This window comes from Thiofractor thiocamini (assembly GCF_055384375.1).
Genome location: NZ_AP042389.1, coordinates 1,366,252 through 1,385,722, shown reverse-complemented (window position 1 = coordinate 1,385,722; position 19,471 = coordinate 1,366,252). Strand labels below are relative to the sequence as shown.

The 19,471-nt window shown below is 34.3% G+C and carries 23 protein-coding genes; 20 read left to right on the top strand and 3 right to left on the bottom strand.

Features of this window, described 5'->3' with window-relative positions:
- Window positions 1-49: 49 nt before the first annotated feature.
- From ACZ47B_RS06955 to ACZ47B_RS06945, 3 genes are all read right to left on the bottom strand, one after another.
- Window positions 50-1,177 carry an alpha-D-ribose 1-methylphosphonate 5-triphosphate diphosphatase gene (locus ACZ47B_RS06955; RefSeq protein WP_464893817.1) on the bottom strand — a complete coding sequence of 376 codons (1,128 nt, stop codon included), beginning with the start codon at window positions 1,175-1,177 and terminating at the stop codon, window positions 50-52.
- Window positions 1,178-1,361: 184 nt separating this feature from the next.
- Window positions 1,362-2,393: a hypothetical protein gene (locus ACZ47B_RS06950; RefSeq protein WP_464893816.1), complete on the bottom strand. Its 1,032-nt coding sequence runs from the start codon at window positions 2,391-2,393 to the stop codon at window positions 1,362-1,364.
- A 156-nt stretch (window positions 2,394-2,549) separates the two neighbouring features.
- Entirely contained in the window at window positions 2,550-3,353 is an 804-nt protein-coding gene (locus ACZ47B_RS06945) for a phosphodiesterase (protein ID WP_464893815.1), read from the bottom strand.
- A gap of 137 nt (window positions 3,354-3,490) precedes the next feature.
- Between ACZ47B_RS06945 and phnC the strand changes: the two genes are divergently transcribed.
- From phnC to ACZ47B_RS06845, 20 genes are all read left to right on the top strand, one after another.
- On the top strand, window positions 3,491-4,252 hold the full coding sequence (gene phnC, locus ACZ47B_RS06940) for a phosphonate ABC transporter ATP-binding protein (RefSeq protein WP_464893814.1): 762 nt from the start codon (window positions 3,491-3,493) through the stop codon (window positions 4,250-4,252).
- A 10-nt stretch (window positions 4,253-4,262) separates the two neighbouring features.
- Entirely contained in the window at window positions 4,263-5,141 is an 879-nt protein-coding gene (gene phnD, locus ACZ47B_RS06935) for a phosphonate ABC transporter substrate-binding protein (protein WP_464893813.1), read from the top strand.
- A 60-nt stretch (window positions 5,142-5,201) separates the two neighbouring features.
- Complete coding sequence (gene phnE, locus ACZ47B_RS06930) at window positions 5,202-6,059, top strand: phosphonate ABC transporter, permease protein PhnE (protein ID WP_464893812.1); 858 nt, start codon at window positions 5,202-5,204, stop codon at window positions 6,057-6,059.
- Window positions 6,060-6,482, top strand: a complete 423-nt coding sequence (locus ACZ47B_RS06925) for a phosphonate C-P lyase system protein PhnG (RefSeq protein WP_464893811.1) — start codon at window positions 6,060-6,062, stop codon at window positions 6,480-6,482.
- 25 nt (window positions 6,483-6,507) lie between these two features.
- Window positions 6,508-7,029 carry a phosphonate C-P lyase system protein PhnH gene (gene phnH / locus ACZ47B_RS06920; protein ID WP_464893810.1) on the top strand — a complete coding sequence of 174 codons (522 nt, stop codon included), beginning with the start codon at window positions 6,508-6,510 and terminating at the stop codon, window positions 7,027-7,029.
- The gene (locus ACZ47B_RS06915; protein WP_464893809.1) at window positions 7,029-8,081 is read left to right on the top strand and encodes a carbon-phosphorus lyase complex subunit PhnI; all 1,053 of its coding nucleotides are present in this window, start codon (window positions 7,029-7,031) and stop codon (window positions 8,079-8,081) included. The genes phnH and ACZ47B_RS06915 overlap by 1 nt, the downstream gene beginning before the upstream one ends.
- Window positions 8,078-8,911 carry an alpha-D-ribose 1-methylphosphonate 5-phosphate C-P-lyase PhnJ gene (locus ACZ47B_RS06910; protein ID WP_464893808.1) on the top strand — a complete coding sequence of 278 codons (834 nt, stop codon included), beginning with the start codon at window positions 8,078-8,080 and terminating at the stop codon, window positions 8,909-8,911. The genes ACZ47B_RS06915 and ACZ47B_RS06910 overlap by 4 nt, the downstream gene beginning before the upstream one ends.
- Window positions 8,908-9,744 (top strand): ATP-binding cassette domain-containing protein, encoded by an 837-nt coding sequence (locus tag ACZ47B_RS06905; protein WP_464893807.1) that lies wholly within the window; start codon window positions 8,908-8,910, stop codon window positions 9,742-9,744. Before ACZ47B_RS06910 ends, ACZ47B_RS06905 begins: the two co-directional genes overlap by 4 nt.
- 9 nt (window positions 9,745-9,753) lie before the next feature.
- A complete protein-coding gene (gene phnL / locus ACZ47B_RS06900) occupies window positions 9,754-10,458 on the top strand; it encodes a phosphonate C-P lyase system protein PhnL (RefSeq protein ID WP_464893806.1) in 705 nt (234 codons plus the stop codon).
- On the top strand, window positions 10,455-11,603 hold the full coding sequence (locus ACZ47B_RS06895) for an alpha-D-ribose 1-methylphosphonate 5-triphosphate diphosphatase (protein ID WP_464893805.1): 1,149 nt from the start codon (window positions 10,455-10,457) through the stop codon (window positions 11,601-11,603). The genes phnL and ACZ47B_RS06895 overlap by 4 nt, the downstream gene beginning before the upstream one ends.
- 8 nt (window positions 11,604-11,611) lie before the next feature.
- Complete coding sequence (locus ACZ47B_RS06890) at window positions 11,612-12,250, top strand: DapH/DapD/GlmU-related protein (RefSeq protein ID WP_464893804.1); 639 nt, start codon at window positions 11,612-11,614, stop codon at window positions 12,248-12,250.
- Between the two features lie 16 nt (window positions 12,251-12,266).
- A complete protein-coding gene (locus ACZ47B_RS06885) occupies window positions 12,267-12,782 on the top strand; it encodes a hypothetical protein (RefSeq protein ID WP_464893803.1) in 516 nt (171 codons plus the stop codon).
- On the top strand, window positions 12,779-13,498 hold the full coding sequence (locus tag ACZ47B_RS06880) for an MBL fold metallo-hydrolase (RefSeq protein ID WP_464893802.1): 720 nt from the start codon (window positions 12,779-12,781) through the stop codon (window positions 13,496-13,498). Before ACZ47B_RS06885 ends, ACZ47B_RS06880 begins: the two co-directional genes overlap by 4 nt.
- A gap of 72 nt (window positions 13,499-13,570) precedes the next feature.
- Window positions 13,571-14,314, top strand: coding sequence for a UDP-2,3-diacylglucosamine diphosphatase (locus tag ACZ47B_RS06875; RefSeq protein WP_464893801.1), 744 nt, complete (start codon window positions 13,571-13,573; stop codon window positions 14,312-14,314).
- On the top strand, window positions 14,301-15,041 hold the full coding sequence (locus ACZ47B_RS06870; RefSeq protein WP_464893800.1) for a patatin-like phospholipase family protein: 741 nt from the start codon (window positions 14,301-14,303) through the stop codon (window positions 15,039-15,041). The genes ACZ47B_RS06875 and ACZ47B_RS06870 overlap by 14 nt, the downstream gene beginning before the upstream one ends.
- A gap of 91 nt (window positions 15,042-15,132) precedes the next feature.
- Window positions 15,133-16,140 (top strand): phosphate ABC transporter substrate-binding protein PstS, encoded by a 1,008-nt coding sequence (gene pstS / locus ACZ47B_RS06865; RefSeq protein WP_464893799.1) that lies wholly within the window; start codon window positions 15,133-15,135, stop codon window positions 16,138-16,140.
- The gene (gene pstC, locus ACZ47B_RS06860) at window positions 16,141-17,157 is read left to right on the top strand and encodes a phosphate ABC transporter permease subunit PstC (RefSeq protein ID WP_464893798.1); all 1,017 of its coding nucleotides are present in this window, start codon (window positions 16,141-16,143) and stop codon (window positions 17,155-17,157) included.
- Window positions 17,158-17,204: 47 nt separating this feature from the next.
- Window positions 17,205-18,020: a phosphate ABC transporter permease PstA gene (gene pstA / locus ACZ47B_RS06855; RefSeq protein WP_464893797.1), complete on the top strand. Its 816-nt coding sequence runs from the start codon at window positions 17,205-17,207 to the stop codon at window positions 18,018-18,020.
- A complete protein-coding gene (gene pstB / locus ACZ47B_RS06850) occupies window positions 18,021-18,806 on the top strand; it encodes a phosphate ABC transporter ATP-binding protein PstB (protein WP_464893796.1) in 786 nt (261 codons plus the stop codon).
- Window positions 18,806-19,471 carry a phosphate signaling complex PhoU family protein gene (locus tag ACZ47B_RS06845; RefSeq protein WP_464893795.1) on the top strand — a complete coding sequence of 222 codons (666 nt, stop codon included), beginning with the start codon at window positions 18,806-18,808 and terminating at the stop codon, window positions 19,469-19,471. Before pstB ends, ACZ47B_RS06845 begins: the two co-directional genes overlap by 1 nt.

Sequence of the window (19,471 nt, the reverse complement as noted above, 5' to 3'; positions counted from 1 at the left end):
GTTTAAATATTAATCATTTTATATCATTTGCAAGATATATCATACATTTTTAAAACTTCAACTTTTCTTCTCCACTGATAACTACTCTTTGAATGCTGTTTAATTCACCTTTTAGCGAATTTAAAACAATAAAATCCGCATTTTTTCCATCTTTGATTGAACCGGTCTTATTATGTATATTTACAGCTTTGGCGGGATATAGCGATACTCTTTTCCAAGCCTCTTCCAGGCTTTCTAAACCTAAAGACTCTATTTTAAACGGTGATAGAAATAGTGACGGGTAGTGATAATCAGAACATAAGATATCCAAAAGACCCGCTTTAGTAGCTTCATATGCACCCAGTGCTCCTACATGTGAGCCGCCTCTGATTAAATTTGGTGCTCCAAAGAGTGTAAATATACGGTGTTGTTTGTGGGTTTTTGTGCACGCTTCATCCATGGGAAACTCTGCTATTTTTACACCTCTTTGGATAGCGGTATTTACTTTTTCCTCACTATCATCATCATGACTTGCAAGCGGTATGTTGTATTTTTTTGCATAGGAGACTAGTTTATCAATCTGTTTTTCTCCGACAATTCTCTCATCCTGCAGTGAAGAGATAAATTTTTCAATCTCCTCTTCGCTCATAACCATTCGCCTTTTTATACCGTTTTTATACCTTTGAAGCCTTTTTTTATCTTCTAATCTAGGTAAATGATCATTTATAGAGAGCAAATCTATTTTTCCATCTTCTATCCACTGCAGTAGCTCTTCAAAATCTTTTGTATTTGCAACTTCATGTCTTATGTGAATGAGGCTATTGCATCGCAATTTGTTTGTAGTGATAAACTCTATCATTTCTTTTGCGTTTTCTCTACTTCTTAATCCACCCTCAAAAGAGTCCGTTATAGAGTAAAAAAATGTTGTTATCCCGGCAGTGAGTAGATAATTGTCGTTTTCAACTATTGCACTTTTAAGTGGGAAATGTACTCCCGGTCTCGGTGTTATACATCTTTCAAAAGAGTCACCATGTATATCTATAATTCCGGGTAAAACATATTGATCTTTCAAAACTATCACTTCATTACAATCAATATCTTTTCCGATATTGTTAAATTTTCCATCTTCAATGCAAAATGTTTCATTCTCAAGCCAGCCATTTTCTGTCAATATATTGCAATTGATATATTTTCTCATAAAATAGTTCCTATATATTTTGTTCTGATTCGTGATATTTATTATCTGTTCAGCAACCAACGCAAGTATGAAAATAGCGATGACGATTTATATTTTGCAATTCTTGGTATAAACTATGGATTTATCCCCTATCTTTAAAAAAAGTTTTTTAGAGATAGGGGTTTTTCAGTATTTAAAGTTTTTTTTATTTCAATTCTTTTAGGTTTTTTAATATTACCGGTTTGAAAGTAAAAACATTTTTACTATTTGGATTTACATCCATTTCCACCCAACTTTGTTCAATACTTCCAAAAGTTTCAAGCCTTGTGAAATTTGGAGTAATACCGCCATTTTTATCAAACATAGCTTTGTCAATTTTTAGATAATGAGAATCTCCATGAATTAAAAGAACTTGACCTTTGAAATTGTGAGTCTCTTTTATAAGTGTATTCATAAAATTTCTAAAACCATTTTTATTGGTATTTAGGTTAGGTAAATAGTCTTCAAACCAACCATGATCACTAAGTTCAAACGGAAAATATGGATCAGCTTGTATTGCGATTGCAATACCACTTAAATTTTTTTCTCTTGCTATTTGAAATGACTCTTTTAACCATTTCATATTTGCTTTTGTTCTCTCTTGATACTCTTGTGTAGCTTTTTGGCAATCTGCTTGAGTTCTTTTTGAATGTTTTGTGCAAAGTTTTTTTGTAGATACCAAATTGTTGTTACTACCCACTACATCTAAAGCTACAAACATAACATTGTTCATAATAAATCTACTGTTTTCACTAAATTTTTTTCCTAAAACTCCTTCTCTTTGAACTTTTATAGGATTTTTTCCTTGTGTGTAAGGTTTAGAAAAAAACACTTTTCTTATATAAGAAAGTCTCTCAATCGGATCATAGCTTCCATTGCTTGTTCTATGACAATCTGTCCATTCATTATCTCCTACGCTATAAAGTGTAGGTGCATTTAATTTGTTAAAGTAATCAATCAAATCCCTACCTATAACATTATCAGTACACTTACTATGTCCATCTTTTGTATCTCCTGTAAATATGTTAAAAGCTACATGATGGGCATTGATAGACTTAATTGTATCTTTTTTTGTGACACCTTTGTCTATCGGTTCATTTGGCATAATTGCAACTGTAAATGAAGGATAAAAAACCTTAGCATTTACTTCTAAAACTAAAATCATCGCTAAAAAAATAGCTTTTGATAAATTTTTCATTTTTTTCTCCTTAGAAATTTTAAATTTATTGAAAGTATAACAAGTCATAGTAACATTATGATTACAACTGAAAATTTGATTCCTGTTTTTACCCAAGCTACTTTTACACCTGTATTAATGGCACCTAATATGCCTGTTTTGTAGGTGTTTCAATTATTATATATTTTGAATCGGGATAAAACTTGGATATATCAACTCTTCATTTAGGTATTCATGTGCGATAGAGTTTATCTGATTTTTATCGATATTTACGATCGCATAAGTCGGCTGTTCGTTTGAATTAAAGTAAAGATCTTTGTCTTGTGAAATAAGAGCTACTTGATGATTTGTGCTTCTCATGCTTGAGTAACTTACACCTTTATAAGAACCGCTTATCAGAAGATGGACATGACCGAAAAATATATGTTTGACATTTTGAAATTTTGACAAAATCTCCCAAAACTTCTCTTTTTGTCTAAACCCAATATCATCCATCTGTTTATGATTTATAAAAAACGGGGGATGATGCATAAATATGTAAGTAGGAAGATTAGAGTTTACATTCAATTGATTTTCAAGCCATTCAAACCTCTCTTCACAACAACCTCCATCATGCCAATCTCCAAATTTTGTATCCAAGAAAAGCAATAACTTACTGTCTTTAATGAGACTAAATTGAGCAAATGGTTTTTGATAGTCATACATATCGCCAAAAATTTTTAAAAAATTTTCTCTGTTGTCATGGTTGCCGATAATCATATAATAAGGTATGTTTAACTCTTTAAGCACTTCTTTTAAATCTTTATAAGCATCCAAATTTCCACTATCAGTCAAATCTCCTGTTATCACCATAAAATCAGCATCACTTTGATACTTGTTTATACTTTGAATTGCTCTTTTTAATTTTAAATACGGATCTGAGGCATAGTGTCCACCTCTTTTGCTAACCAAATGAGTATCACTTATATGTATAAATTTCATTTTAAATACTCCGGATATTTTTTAAAATTGTATAAAAAATAAATTACAAAACGGTGACGAAAAATATACTGATTTGTGTCCGTTTTGTAATCAAGTGTTGCTACAATTCTAAAAAATTTGATTAGCAAAGGCTTTCGATGATCAAAATGAAAAATTTAACTTTAGGTTATAAAAAAGAGAAAATACTAAAAGATGTGAATTTAAAAGTAAAAAAAGGTGAATTTGTAGGTATCATCGGACCTAGCGGGGCTGGAAAATCAACTCTTTTGATCTCTATCGTAGGAGGAATTAAGGTATTTGACGGATATTTTAATGTGCTTGGATTTGATATGCGCCATATCAAAAAAAAGCACCTTTACAAATTAAGAGAACAGATAGGTATAGTGTTTCAAGGTTACAATTTAGTTGACAGATTATCCGTGTTGGATAATGTTGTAAGCGGAATGCTTAAGGATATACCGCTACCTAGAGCCGTTATCAAATATTATAAAGAAAAAGAGTTGAAAAAAGTCAAAGAGTATATGCAGATAGTTGACATTTTAAAACATTCCCATAAAAGATGTGATGAGCTAAGCGGGGGGCAAAGACAAAGAGTAGCAATTGCTAGGGCCTTGGCAGGTGAGCCCAAAATCATCCTTGCAGATGAACCCATATCCGCACTTGATCCAAACAGTGCTAAAAAAGTGATGGATATACTAAAGAAGGTCAATGAGACTTACGGTGTTACGATAGTAACCAACCTACATCATTTGGAAGTTGCAAAAGAGTACTGTGAGAGAATCATCGGCGTAAATAACGGCGAGATAGTCTTTGACGGTAAAAGCGGTGAACTATCATCTAAGATAGTTGAGAAAATTTACAACACTACAGATTTGAAAAGTAGCAATACTAAATCTTAAAGGAGAACAGATGAGAAGAGATTTTTTAAAGAAAACTATGGTTGCCACATTGGCTTTAACTTTGGGAGGATCGGCTCTAAACGCAAAAGATATACAATGGCCGGATGAGATAACATACGGTGTTATACCTGTTGCGGGAGCAGAGCGTTTGCAAGATACTTTCGGTAAAGTTGCAAAATATTTACAAAAAGTTTTAGGTATAAAAGTTAAATTGGTAACTCCGAGTGATTATGCCGGTGTTATAGTAGGCATGGCACATAAACATATAGATGTGGCATATTTCGGGCCAAAATCATATTGCGAAGCGGCAAAAAGATCAAATGCTGAAGCTGTTGCTGTTGAGATAGATGCACAAGCCGGAATACCGGGATATTACGGGTATATTATCACAAAAAGAGGAAGCGGACTTAAAACTATAGCTGATATAAAAGGAAAAAAATGGGCTTTTACAGATCCTAACTCAACAAGCGGTACTCTAGTGCCAACTGTATTCTTTGCAAATCACGGCATAGATCCTCAAAAATATTTCTCAAGAGTCATATATTCAGGTAGTCATGAAGCTTCCATTATTGCTGTTAAAAACGGTAAAGTTGACGCAGCTTCAACAAATAACTTGGACTTTAACAGAGGATTGGGAAAAATGTGGAGCAAAAATGATTTTAATATCATTTGGAAATCAAAATTGATACCGGGTTCTCCTATGGCTGTAAGAAAAGATCTTCCTGAATCTTTAAAAATGGCTATAAAAGGAGCCTTTATATCTTATAACGATAAAGATAATTTGAAAAAAATGAAAATTTTGGGATATGCGCCGGCAACAGATGATATGTTTGACGGAGTTAGAAAAATGATCAAATTTAAAGAGTCTTTGAAAAAGAAACAACAGTAAAAATACAGATGTCAGCTCACAATCGGCTGACATCTTTTCAAATCCAATTTCGGAGTTATTATGACGGTAGAAAAATTAAGAGTACAATCAACACCTTTTAAATTGTATAACTTTGCAATTATAGGTATCATACTTTATTTAGTTGTGCAAAGCTGGATATCTACGGGTATGAGCTTTAGCGAACTTGCTCAAGGGTGGGGGGATATGGTCTCCTATATAGTAGGCGATCCTAAAATCGAAGGAAGCAGTTACTTTCCGCCAAGTCTTTACAAGTCAAACTTGATCACTTACTTTTGGGCAATGTTACAAACTGTTGAAATGGCTATTGTTGCTTTGGCACTGTCTGTTATCATAGCGGTTCCTCTTTCATATATAACTTCAAGGAATATTTTAAAGATATTAGTACCAGGCAATAAACTCTATCATGAAGCGATAAGAAGAGCATTTTATATGTTTGGTACACTCATAGCAAATATATTTAGATCAGTCAATGAATTGGTTTGGGCGCTTATCTTTGTAAGTGCTGTAGGGCTTGGACCGATGGCAGGTATATTGGCATTGGGTATTCACACAACAGGAGTTTTAAGTAAATTGTTAAGCGAGGGTAATGAAGCTATTGACCCGGGTCCCGTAGAAGCTTTGACAAATAGCGGTGCAGGCTTTATAAAAGTTTTGATATATGCCGTTATCCCTCAAACAATGCCTCATTTTATATCTATGACTTTATATAGATTTGAAAGCGATGTTAGAAGTGCTTCCATCTTGGGTTTTGTCGGAGCCGGAGGGATAGGTTTTTATCTTTTTGATAATTTAAGAAGTTTTCAAAACTCAGAAGTCTGTACAATTTTGATATTTATCATAGTAACGGTTTGGCTACTTGACAATCTTAGTGCCGCCATTAGAAAGAGATTTATATAAATGAGTGATATAAAAAGAGAGGATTTGAATTTTATCTTTCAAAATGCACAAAGGAATAGATTGAAATCCTTATATCACAGCCTGAAAGAGAGATGTGATATAAGGATTTTACAGGCTCCTACGCAGCAAACGCTGTTGATACCCGTACATGACCCCATAAGCGGAGGTGAATTTTATGCAGGAGAGATGCTTGTAACTACTACTATAGTTACGGTTGAAAACCATAAAGGATGGGCGATGGTTCAAGATGATGATGAAGAGTTATCTTTGTATATTGCGGTATGCGATGCTTGTTTTGAGGCGGGGATTTTTAAAAAAGAGATAACGGAGTTGTGTAACGAAACTATAATAAACATGCAAAAAGCTCAAAAAATTATAAATCAAAAAGTTAATTCCACTAGGGTTAACTTTGATTTAATGTAGAGATAACAAAAGGCTATATATGGATATGGAAAAATTAAATAGAGAAAATTTTAAATCATTGGTTGACGCTTTTTCTATGCCGGGTAAGATATCTACCGTGCAACCGGTATTGGATTCTTCTCTTTTGGCTATTGCAAATGTACTTCTTTATAATGAAGTTACTTTTTTTTATCAGGGTAAAGAGGATATAAGTATGGTAAAAGCTATAACGAATGCAAAAGAGACTTCATATATGGAAGCAGACTATATTTTTAGTGACAGCATAAATGGCTCTTTTGTCAAAGAGGCAAAAAAAGGAGATCATAAAAATCCAGATTTTTCTGCTACTCTTATATTTAAATGTCAGGATTTCGATAAGACTGAGGTTGAGATAACAGGACCAGGCATAGATATATCAAGGCATATAAGCCTTCCTTGCGATAAAGAGTTTATAAATATTTTGATGAAAAAGAACAGTGATTTTCCCTTGGGAGTTGATCTTTTTTTTCTAAATGACAATGATCAAGTTTTAGCTCTTAGTAGAACTACTAAGATAAAGGCTATTTGATGGGATATGTAGCAGTAAAAGGCGGCGAAGAAGCCATAAAAAATTCAATATCGTTTTATGAAGAAGAGATAAGCTCAAATCAAAAAATCAGTTTAAAGGATATAAAAAAATCTTTTCCGTACGCTGTTGATAAGATCATAAGCGAAGGCAGTCTTTATAGTAAAAAATTAGCCTCGGCAGCCATAGCAAAAAGCGGAGGAGATCTTTTTAATGCGGCATTTTTTTTAAGAGCTCATAGAAGTTCCTGTTCAAGGATAGGTATAGCAAAAACCATATATAGTGACAATATGAGGTTGAAAAGAAGAATTTCATCAGCTTTTAAAGATATAAAAGGCGGTCAGATTTTAGGAGCGTCCAATGATTATCAGGTTAAGTTAATACTAAATGATGTAAAAAATGATATATTGTGGGATAAGTATGACGATAAAGATATCTTTTGTGAGTCTGCGGTTAAGCCTCTAAGAGATGAAGGACTGATAAAAACCATCCCTAAGGATGAAAATATTTCAGATATTACAAGAGTATTTCCAAGTGCACCATATCCAAGAAGTGCGGTTATGCAAGTCCTTTCAAGAGGAGAGAGCGGTAGTATGCTTGCTTTTGCTTATACTTCCATGAGAGGATACGGTGATGTGCATCCTACCATAGGAGATCTTAGGATAGGAACTTGTGAAGTAAAATTTACGCATCCTTTTACAAACAATGAGGTAAAGATAGGAGAGATTGATGTTAGTTCATGTGAAAGCATAACATCCTTTGAAAAACAAAAAGACGGCAGTACAAAACTTACAACGGGTTTTGGTTTTTGTTTCGGATTTAACGAAACAAAAGCGATAAGTATGTCTATACTTGACGCATCTTTATATAACAGTTCTTATACGATAGGAGAAGGGAGTATAGTTAGTGATTTTGATATGATTATCCACCATATAGACGGTATCGAATCGCAGGGATTTACAAATCACTTCAAGCTTCCTCACTATGTCACTTTCCAAGCTGATTTGCAAGTGTTTCAAAATGCAAAAGAAAACTCTTGTAAGGAAATTTTATGAGATATGCTTTTTTAGATGAAGATGCAAAAAAAGAGATAAGAAGAGCTATATTAAAAGCCATAGCAATTCCCGGTTTTCAAGTAGCTTTTGCTTCAAGAGAGATGCCAATCGCCAGAGGATGGGGGACGGGCGGATTGCAAGTTACTTTATCCATTATAAAAGAAAAAGATATATTAAAAGTTATAGACCAAGGTTGTGACGGTAGTGTAAATGCGGTCAACATAAGAAATTTTATAGTATCTGTTACAAACAATCCTACCACTTTTAAGACCCAAGATGCAAATATCATACAAAGTAGGCACAGGATTCCTGAAATTGATTTGCAAGAGGGACAGATTTTGGTTTTGCAAGTACCCGAACCGGAAGTTTTGAGTAATGTGGAAGCCAATGCGCAAAAACAAAAAATAATGCATGCAAACAGTGACTATTCTAAATTATGGGTTCTACTTTACGAAGATACATCTTTGTATGGAGATAGTCGTATAGGAAGTAGATATCCGGTAACGGTGCATGACAGATATGCTATGGATCCCTCTCCGATACCAAAATATGATACCGTTAAATTAAATAACAATAAAGGCTTGATATTACTTGGTGCGGGAAGAGAGAAAAAGATATATGCAATTCCGCCTTATACGAAAGTAGAACCTTTAAAATTTGAAGACAAAGAGTTTAAAGTCGAGACTTTTAAAGAAAAAATATGCAAAAGATGCGGATCAAGCGGTATATTTATGGATGAAGTATATACCGATAGCGGGGAGATAAGATACTATTGCAATGATACATCTTACTGCGATGAGCAACTTGAAAAAAAGGAAAGTAAAAAGTGATATTGGAGTTAAAAAATGTCAGTAAGATTTATGGAGAGTCATGCCCCTTTTGTTTGAAAGAAACAGGATCTCAAACTGATACTTCTGTTTGTCCGAAATGCGGTAGCGTGGTTGCTATAAATAGTGTAAATCTTCATTTGAAAAAAGGTGAAGTTTTAGGGATTGTGGGAGAAAGCGGAAGTGGAAAATCAACACTTTTACAACTTATCTATCAGGATCAAAAAACAAGTGACGGAGCTATTTATCTTGATGCTTTTAGGGATGAAGAGGGGGTTTGTAAAAATATTTTAAGTGCAGATACAAATGAATTGGGATATTTAAGAGATAAACTCATGTCCATAATATATCAAAATCCAAGGCTTGGACTAAATTTTCAATTTAGTGCCGGTGGAAATATAGCTGAAAAAATCATTGCAAGCGGTACTAAAAGATATGAAGAGATAAGAGATAGAGTTTTATATTTTTTAAAAAAAACTGAAATTCCTGTTGAAAGAGTAGATGATTATCCCGATCGTTTTAGCGGGGGACAGCAACAAAGAATTCAAATTTCAAAGGCACTCTCATCCAATCCCAAAATCTTACTTCTTGATGAGCCCACTACTGGACTTGACCTTTCCGTTCAGGCTAAAATCTTGGATCTTATAAAAGAGCTTCAAAACGAGATAGGTTTTGCGATGATTATAGTTTCCCATGATTTGGGAGTTATAAAACATTTAACGGATATATCGGTTGTTATGAAAAACGGTGAAATTGTAGAGTACGGATTGACTGATCAAATACTTGAAGATCCTCAACATCCTTATACTCAAATCTTAGTTTCAAGTATATTGTAGGAGATTTCAGTGTTTAAAATAAAAGTCAAAAATTTATCAAAAGAGTTTACTCTTTATACAAGAGGCGGTATCAAAATAACGGGATTTGACAATATAAACTTTGAAGTTTCAAAAGGGGAGTTTTTATCACTTTACGGACCAAGCGGTATAGGGAAGTCATCAATTTTAAAAACTCTTTACCGTACTTACAAGATAACCTCAGGTGATATATTTTTTAAAAAGGAAAACGAGGAGATTATAAATATAGCAACTTGCAGCGAGAGTGAAATGTTAAATTTGAGAAAAAATGAGATAGGTTATGTATCTCAATTTTTGCAGGTATTGCCTAGAATTAGTGCAGAAGATATCGTTGCCAAACCTCTTATAGATAAAGGAGAATGGAGCGAAGTAGCAAAAAAGAAAGCAAGAGAGATGCTTGATTATTTTTGTATAAAAGAGGAATTGTTTGATATTTCACCCCTTACTTTTAGCGGAGGAGAGCAGCAAAGAGTCAATATCGCAAAAGGTATCATAGCACCCAAACCCGTTCTTTTTTTAGATGAGCCCACCGCATCCCTTGATAAAATAAATACAAAAAAAGTTATAGATAAATTAAAAGATATAAAAAAACAAGGTGTTACCATGATAGGCATTTTCCATGATTTAGATATGGTAAAAGAGATCAGTGATTATATTTATGACTTGAAAAAGAAGAGTATAGAGGAATTTAAGTGAAAACAATCATAAGAAGTAAAAATGTTTTGGTTGACGGTCTATTTAAGCCAGCTGATATAGTTATAAAAGGTGAAAATATAGTCGGAGTATCGGATTATAGAAGTTGTGATATAGCTATAGATTTAGGTAGCAGAAGAGTAGTCCCCGGGTTTGTGGATCTTCATAGTGATGCTATAGAAAAAGAGATCGAACCTAGACCCGGTGCTATGTTCCCGATAAATATGGCTGTAATCGAGTTGGATAAAAAATTAGCGATGGCAGGTATCACGACTATGTATCATGCCGTTAGTTTCAATGACAATGAGTTGACAAAATCCAGAGATACGGGACATACAAAAAATGTTATAGAAGAGATTTATAAGGCAAACAAAGAGCATTTAAAAAATGACAATTTTGTGCATGCGAGATTTGAGATAACGAGCGAGTCTTCACTGCCTGTTATAAAAGAACTTATCAAAGAAAAAAAGATAGATATGTTATCTGTTATGGATCATAGCCCGGGACAAGGACAATTTAAAACTCTTGAATCCTGGAAAAAATTCCATTTGTCTGCATATGATATAGAAGAAGATGAAGTTCAATCTTACATTGAAAAAAAGAGAAGCAAAGATACTGTAGGGATTGTAGAAGATATTGTGTCATTTGGTTTGTCACACAATCTTTCTGTTTTAAGCCATGATGATGATTGTGAAGAAAAGTTGATAACTTTAAAAGCACTCGGTATAACTTTTTCGGAATTTCCACTTAGTTTGGAGGTCGCAAGGAAAGCAAAAGAGTTTCGCATAAGTACAGGTATGGGTGCTCCAAATGTAGTTAGAGGCGGAAGCCAAAGCGGAAATATAGCGGCTAAAGAACTTGTCAAAGAGGGTGTATGTGACTACTTGTGCAGTGATTATCATCCGCCTTCAATGCTGATTAGTCCCTATAGACTTCAAGAAGATACGGGTTTATCACTTGAAGATGGGTTTGCCATGATTTCATCAACACCGGCAAGATTGGCAGGGTTGGACGATAGGGGTAAGATATGTGAGGGTTATATAGCAGACATTGCGGTTATAGATGAGAGTACTTTTCCAAAAGTTGTCATGACATTTAAAAAAGGTGATGTTATATATAACGGCATTAAAGGCTTTACTATAGGATAGGTACAAATATGCAATATATAAAAGAGTTTAACAAGCCAAAGAAAAAGATACTTAAAAAAGAGCCTACAATTACAAAAGATAGTGTTGTTGTTGATTCTTATCTTGGCGAATATGTAGAAATAGGCGAGCATAACAATATACAAGAGAGTAAAATAGATAGCTATAGTTACACAGGAGAATATTGTCAAATCATTTATGCACATATAAAAAAATTTGCAAATATAGCCTCTTATGTAAGAATCAATCCCGGTCAGCATCCAATGCATAGAGCATCTTTGCACCATATGCTTTATAGAAGAGAAATGTTTGGATTTGGTCAGGATGATAGTGATTTTTTTAACAGCAGAAGAGAAAAAAATGTTTATATCGGTAATGATACTTGGATAGGGCATAATGTGACTATCATGGGCGGAGTATATGTAGGAGACGGTGCGGTTATAGGAAGTGGGGCAATTGTTACAAAAGATATACCTGCTTATGCCATAGCTGTCGGAAATCCGGCTAAAGTTATAAAATTCAGGTTTGATTATGAAGTTATAAACGAACTTCAAAAAATTGCTTGGTGGGATTGGGATCATGAAACTATAAAAAAGAGAATAAATGATTTTAACTCTATAGAAATTTTTTTAAAAAAATACGGACATTAATGAAGGCTGATATTAAGTGAAAAAGATTGTTTTAATTGTCGGTCCAAGCGGTGTGGGGAAGGATACGATTTTAAGAAGCATAAAAGGTAAAATCGATGTAAATTTTGTCAAAAGATATATAACAAGAGTGCCTTCAAAAGATGAAGATAATTATTTTGTCGATAATGATGCGTTTGCCGTTTTAAAAAGAGCAAATTTTTTTGTTTCCACTTGGGAAGCACATGGAAACAGCTATGGTATCCCAAAAAATCAAATCAAAAACGGATTAAATATCATTTCTATATCAAGAGGCTCTATTAAGGATTTTGAAAAGATATATGAGAAAGTTTTTACCGTAGAGATAACTTTACCAAAAGATATGTTATATGAAAGACTGAAAAAAAGGGCAAGAGAAAATGATAAAGAGATATATAAGCGACTTGAAAGAAGTTATGATAAGATAGAAGCGAAAAATTTGACAGTTTTTAGCAACGATAAAGATATTGAAAGTTCAACAAAAGATTTTATAAAAGTTTTAAAAGGACTTTTATGAATTTGGTATTTTTAGGAACAGCCGATAGCGGTGGCATACCATCGCACAATTGCGAATGTCAAATATGCAAAGAGTATAGAGATAAAAAAAAGATAAATTTGGCAACTTGTGCATATATAGAGTGTGATAACGGTGAGATTATCTTGCTTGATGCCGGGATTGAAAGCATATCGACGATTTTTGACGGAAAAAAGATAAAAGCGGTCTTTTTGACTCATTTTCACGCTGACCATGTGCTTGGACTTTTAAGACTTAGATATAGTAGTGATAAAATCGATTGTTATCATCCAAAAGATGAAGAGGGTTTTGCTGATTTGTATAAACATTCAAAATCCATAGTATTTAAAAAAAATAAACCGTTTGAATCTATAAAGATAAATGATTTGACTTTTATACCGATACCTTTGAAACACTCTAAAAACACCACAGGATATGTCATAATATCAAAAAATAAAACTATAGCTTATCTTACGGATTGTGCGGGTATCAAGCAGGAATCTTTGGAGTTTTTGATGACATTAAAACCGGATGAATGTTATATGGATGCATGTCTTGCTCCAAATTTTAATAACGGTAATCATTTGAACTATGAAGAAGCTTCATTGTTGCTTGATAAAATTAAAGCCAAAAAGTCATACTTTATCCATTGTAGTCATTATACATTGGATTATATAAAATCAAATAATATAAAATTAAGATACAACTATATACTTTAGAGATACTCTGTAACTGTTTTGTTACCCATATATTGTATCATATCAAAAAAACTAAAGGATAGAAAGTGCCTTATGAACTATAGGTCTATATTTATATCGGATATTCATCTAGGGACAAAATTTGCTCAGGCTGATAAGCTTTTGGATTTTTTAAGAGAAAACGAGTCGGAAAATTTATACTTTATCGGCGATATCATAGATGGGTGGATGTTAAAAAGAAAGTTTAGATGGAAGCAAAAGCATTCAGATGTCATACAAAAGACACTTAGAAAAGCAAGAAAAGGTACAAAAGTTACATATATAACCGGAAATCATGATGAATTTTTGCGTCCTTTTTTGCCTATCTCTTTAGGGGATAATTTGATTATCAAAAACGAGACAAGCTATATATCTCTCAATGGAAAAAAGTACTATATCACACATGGGGATTTTTTTGATTCGGTTACTATGACTAAAAAGTGGGTAGCTTTGCTAGGGGATATAGGGTACGATATGCTTTTGCACTTAAATCCCGTATTGAATTATATACGACAAAAAATGGGTATCAACAAATACTGGTCTCTTTCAAAGTATGTCAAAGACAATGTAAAATCATCTGTTAGTTTTATAACAGATTTTGAAGATATCTTATCCTCTTATGCTAAACAACATAATTATGACGGTATCATATGCGGTCATATCCATAAAGCTGAGATAAGAGAGATAAATGGAGTTGAGTACTTCAACTGTGGAGATTGGGTAGAGTCCTGTACGGCGATTGTAGAGACATATGAGGGAGAGTGGAAGATCATAGAGTGGTTGGATGATGAAGGTTAATCTGGTACTTTCAGGCGGAGCCGCAAGGGGCGCATTTCATCTGGGAGTGATTGAGGCACTTTTAGAAAAAGGTTATGAGATAGCAGCCATTTCCGGAAGCAGCATAGGAGCTATCATAGGAGTCAGTTTCGCTTCCGGTATCAGTCCAAAAGAGCAGTTAAAGATATATAAATCCAAAGAGTTTAAGAAGATTTTTAAATTTCACGGCATAAAAGATGGACTTATAAAGATAGATAAGAAAAATGATTTTATAAAAAAACTTGTGCCTATAAAAGATTTAAAAGAGTTGCATATCCCCACTACTGTCACAACGATAGATTTAAAAAGTGGAAAGATTAAAAGATTTAGCAAAGGGGATGCTGTAAAACTGGCTGTTGCTTCAGGCTCTATCGCTCCTATATTTAAACCTGTAGAGTATAACGGTATGAGTTTGGTTGACGGCGGCATTATGGACAATCTCCCTGTATCTGTTTTTGAAGACTCTAAGCTACCCACTATCGCAGTTGACTTACACCCTATGCAAAAGGGTTATAAAAAGAGTTATATGGGAATTGTAAAAAGAGTTATGTTTCTTTCTTGGAGAGCTTCCATGATGCATCAAATCGATAAATGTGATTTTTATATAACAGATGAGAGGCTATCTTGCTATCCTCTTTTTAGATTGAAAAACATGGATGAACTTTTTGAATTAGGCTATAAAAAGACCAGTGAAATTTTCTATAAATAATCATTATGTTATAATCTTGATTACATATTGTTACCAAAATGTAATCAAGATTAGTTACAATTTCGCACATTAAAATTGTAAAGGAGAATTTATGAAAAAGATAACTTCATTAGTTATTGCAGGTGCATTTGTAGCTACTTCTATGGTAGCGGGTGATTTGGTAAAAGGTGACGGGTCAAGCTTTGTTTTGCCTATCAACCAGGCTTGGGCAAAAGCTTATTATAAAGCTACAGGAAAGCAAGTACAGTACAACGGCGGCGGTAGCGGAAAAGGTATAAAAGATGCTACGGCAAGACTTGTTGATTTTGGAGGAACTGATGCTCCACTTACTCCAAGAGCTCAGAAAAAACACAATATGCTTCAATTTCCCGCAATTGTAGGCGCAACAGTAATGGCATATAATATACCGGGTGTTAAAAGTGGTGATTTGAAACTTACTGATAAAGCTATAGTTGCTATAGCTGAAGGAAAAGTAAAGTATTGGGATGATCCTATGCTTACAGCAATCAACTCAAATCTAAACCTTCCTCATAAAAAAATCACATTTGCAAGAAGAAGTGATGCATCAGGTACTACTTGGAACTTCACATTTTTCTTATCAAGTGTTAGCAAAGATTGGAGAAAACATTACGGAGTTAAGAAAACTGTAAACTGGCCAGGAAACAACTTGGGCGGTAAAGGAAACCCCGGAGTTAGCTCTATCATAAAACAAACTCCATACTCTATAGGTTACATCGAGTATGCATATGCGATAGAATCACATGCAAAAGTTGCAACTGTTGAAAACAGAGACGGATACTTTGTAAAACCGAGTATGAAAACTTTCCAAGCTGCTGCAGCAGGAGCTAGTTTTGATCCTAAAAAAGGTTTTTATGCGGTTATAGGTTATCCAAAAGGAAAAAATTCTTATCCGTTGGTTGCAAGTACATTTATCATTATGCCAAAAGAGAAAGTTGATGCTGATAAAAAAATCACTGCATTTTATGCTTGGGCATTTGATAACGGTGCAAAGATAGCTGCAGATTTAAAATATGTTCCACTACCAAAAAGTTTAACTGACAAAATCAAAAAATACTGGAAAGATAACGGAGTTTACTAAGTGTTAAACAAAGAGTTTTTCTTTAAAAGGGCTGCACTTTTAAGTGCAACCCTTATACTGTTTTTACTAGTAGGTATATTTGCGATGCTTTTTATAGAGGCAAAACCTGCTATAGATAAATTTGGTGCACATTTTCTTGTAGAAAAGAGTTGGAATAAAACTATAACTATAAAAGATAAAAATCCTCCTGCCATCAAAAAAGATATCCAAAAAAAACCATCACAAGCAACTGAAGATGATCTAAATGACGCAACTCTTTTTGCTGATGACTCCGGTGTACTTCCCGGAGATGATACGGATGAAGGATCAGGGGATGAATCATCCTCTCGTACTGATACGATTTTTGGAGGATTTATACCGATAGTAGGTACGATTTTATCATCTTTGATAGCTATGGTTTTTGCTATGCCTCTTGCTATGGGTATAGCTATATTTTTATCCGAGATAGCTCCAAAAAGTCTTATAAAACCTGTGGGCATATCCATAGAACTACTTGCGGCAATACCAAGTATCATATATGGTATGTGGGGACTTTTTTACTTTGCACCGATAGTACAAAAGATTTTTGGAGGCTCTCAAATATCACTTCTTAGTGCCGGTTTGGTGCTTGGCATCATGATACTTCCTTTTATGGCGGCAATCACAAGAGACAGTTTAAATACAACTCCTGATGTTTTAAAAGAGTCAGCCTATGCTTTGGGAGCTACAAAGTTTGAAGTAGTCAAAGATGTCATTTTTCCTTATGCCAAAGTCGGTGTCATAGGATCTATCATCCTATCTCTTGGGAGGGCTCTTGGTGAAACGATGGCAGTAGCATTTTTAATTGGAAGTGTGTTTAAGTTACCTCTTCATTTAACTGATCCTACCGTATCGATACCGGTTGTTTTGGCAAATAACTTTGGTGAAGCAAATGATGAAATGCTGAGCGCTTTGTACTATCTTGCATTTATACTTTTTGTATTTAGTTTTATAGTGATCGGTGTGGCTAAGTTTTATTTTTTAAGAGGAAAGAGATAAGTGATACAATTAAAAATGAAAAATGAAAAATTAACAATGAGGGTTTTATGAGAGATAAGAGACTTTTGATAAATAAGATAGTTCTTGGATTGTCTGTATCCTCAGCTATTGCTGCTTTGATGTTTTTGTTTTGGATACTTATCACACTTTTTTTAAAAGGAGTGACTTCTCTAAGTCTTTCGCTTTTTTTTAAAGATTTGGTTGACGGGGGACTTAGAAATTTGATCCTTGGTCAATTTGTTATGGCGGGACTTGCCACTCTTATAGGCGTGCCTCTTGGCATGATGGCGGGGATTTATTTAAGAGAGTATGGTAACGGTAAGTACGCCAATGTTATAAGAGACTTGAGTGATATTATGATGAGCGCACCTTCCATAGTCATAGGTGCATTTGTATTTGCCGTTTTAGTCGTTCCTATGGGCGGTATAAACGGATGGGCGGGAGCTGTTGCACTTGCAATCATGCTTATACCTATAGTGGTCAGCACCACAGACAATATGCTCTCTTTAGTTCCAAAAGAGTTAAGAGAAGCCGGCATAGCACTGGGAGGTGGCAAGTACAGAGTCATACTTGATATCATTTTAAGGGCTGCAAAAGTGGGGCTCATGACCGGCATACTGCTTGCATTTGCAAGGATTATAGGAGAAACCGCACCACTACTTTTTACAAGTGGGACAAATAACTTTTGGACAACAAATCTAAACAATGCTTTTCCGTCACTTACTGTCAGCATATACAATTTGGCAAATTTTCCAACAGATAAGGCAAGAGATTTGGCTTGGGCGGCATCATTTATACTAACTGTTATAGTTCTTTTGATAAACTTAATAGGTAGATACATAACAAGAGAGAGGAAAAGATAGATGATAAAGGCAATGGATATAAAAAAGTTTTATTTTACTTATAACGGTGCCGATAATCCGTCACTTAAAAATATAAACTTGCCTGTTGAAAAAAACAAAGTTACAGCCCTTATAGGACCAAGTGGTTGTGGAAAATCAACACTTTTAAGATCGTTAAACAGAATACATGACTTGTACCCGGGTAATAGATATCAAGGTGAAGTTCTACTCTATGATAAAGATGGGAAAAATCCAAAGAACATACTTGATTTTAAAAAAGAGAATGAATTGATAGATTTGAGAGTAAAAGTCGGTATGATATTTCAAAAACCGACCGCTTTTCCTATGAGTATCTTTGATAATGTCGCATACGGACTTAAACTTCAAGGCTTGAAAAACAAAACTGAACTTCAAGACAGAGTTGAAGCTTCGCTAAGAGGTGCAGCTCTTTGGGGAGAGGTTAAAGATAGGCTAAAAGATGAAGCAAGTGCACTATCAGGCGGACAGCAGCAAAGACTCTGTATCGCAAGAGCCATAGCGGTAAAACCTTCTATCATGCTTTTTGACGAGCCGACAAGTGCGCTTGATCCTATAAGCACGGCTGCAATTGAAGAATTGGTAGTCGAGCTGAAAAAAGATATAAGTATAGTCATAGTCACACACAATATGCAACAGGCAAGCAGGATAAGTGACTATACCGCTTTTATGTATCTTGGGGATTTGGTCGAGTTTGATAAAACTGAGACAATTTTCTTAAATCCGTCCGAGAAACAGACAGAAGATTATATAACAGGGAGGTTTGGATAATGTTAGAAAATTATGTAGAAGAGATAGAGAGTATAAAAGAATCCATAAAAAATGTTTTAAGAAATATCTTAGAGGCAAACAAGACATTTTTAAATGCTGCGGAAAATGAGTGTGATGCGGTGAAATTTGATGAAGCAAAGTTATACTTGAAAAACATAAGCTCAAAAATCGAATCCATAGATAATGAGATTATAAAAGTATTGGCTCTTTATACTCCCGAAGCAAAAGATTTAAGAGAAGTCGTGGCATACTTTAAGATAGATAATGAACTTTTAAGAGCATCATCAAATACAAGAAGTCTTATTAGAGGATTTAAGGAAAATTGCAGTTCTTTGGACAGCAACATCATAAACGAGTATGTGATACCTTTGCAAACATCAGCCATAAGAGCAATCGAAGGAACTTTGGAAATGATAGGCCTAGATGATTTGGATGAGCTTAGAGATATATATCATTCGATTATAGTAGAAGAGGATAAAACAGATGACTTGTACGCACTTTTGGAACAAAAGATACTTGACGGATTAAAAGATGTGGATGATTTTGAAAGAATACACAATATGCTAAGAGCCTTCAGAAGAAGTGAAAAAATTGCCGATAGGACCATATCTATAGCAAATCTGCTTTTATACATCCAAGAAGGCGGAGCACTAAAAAGGGTATAA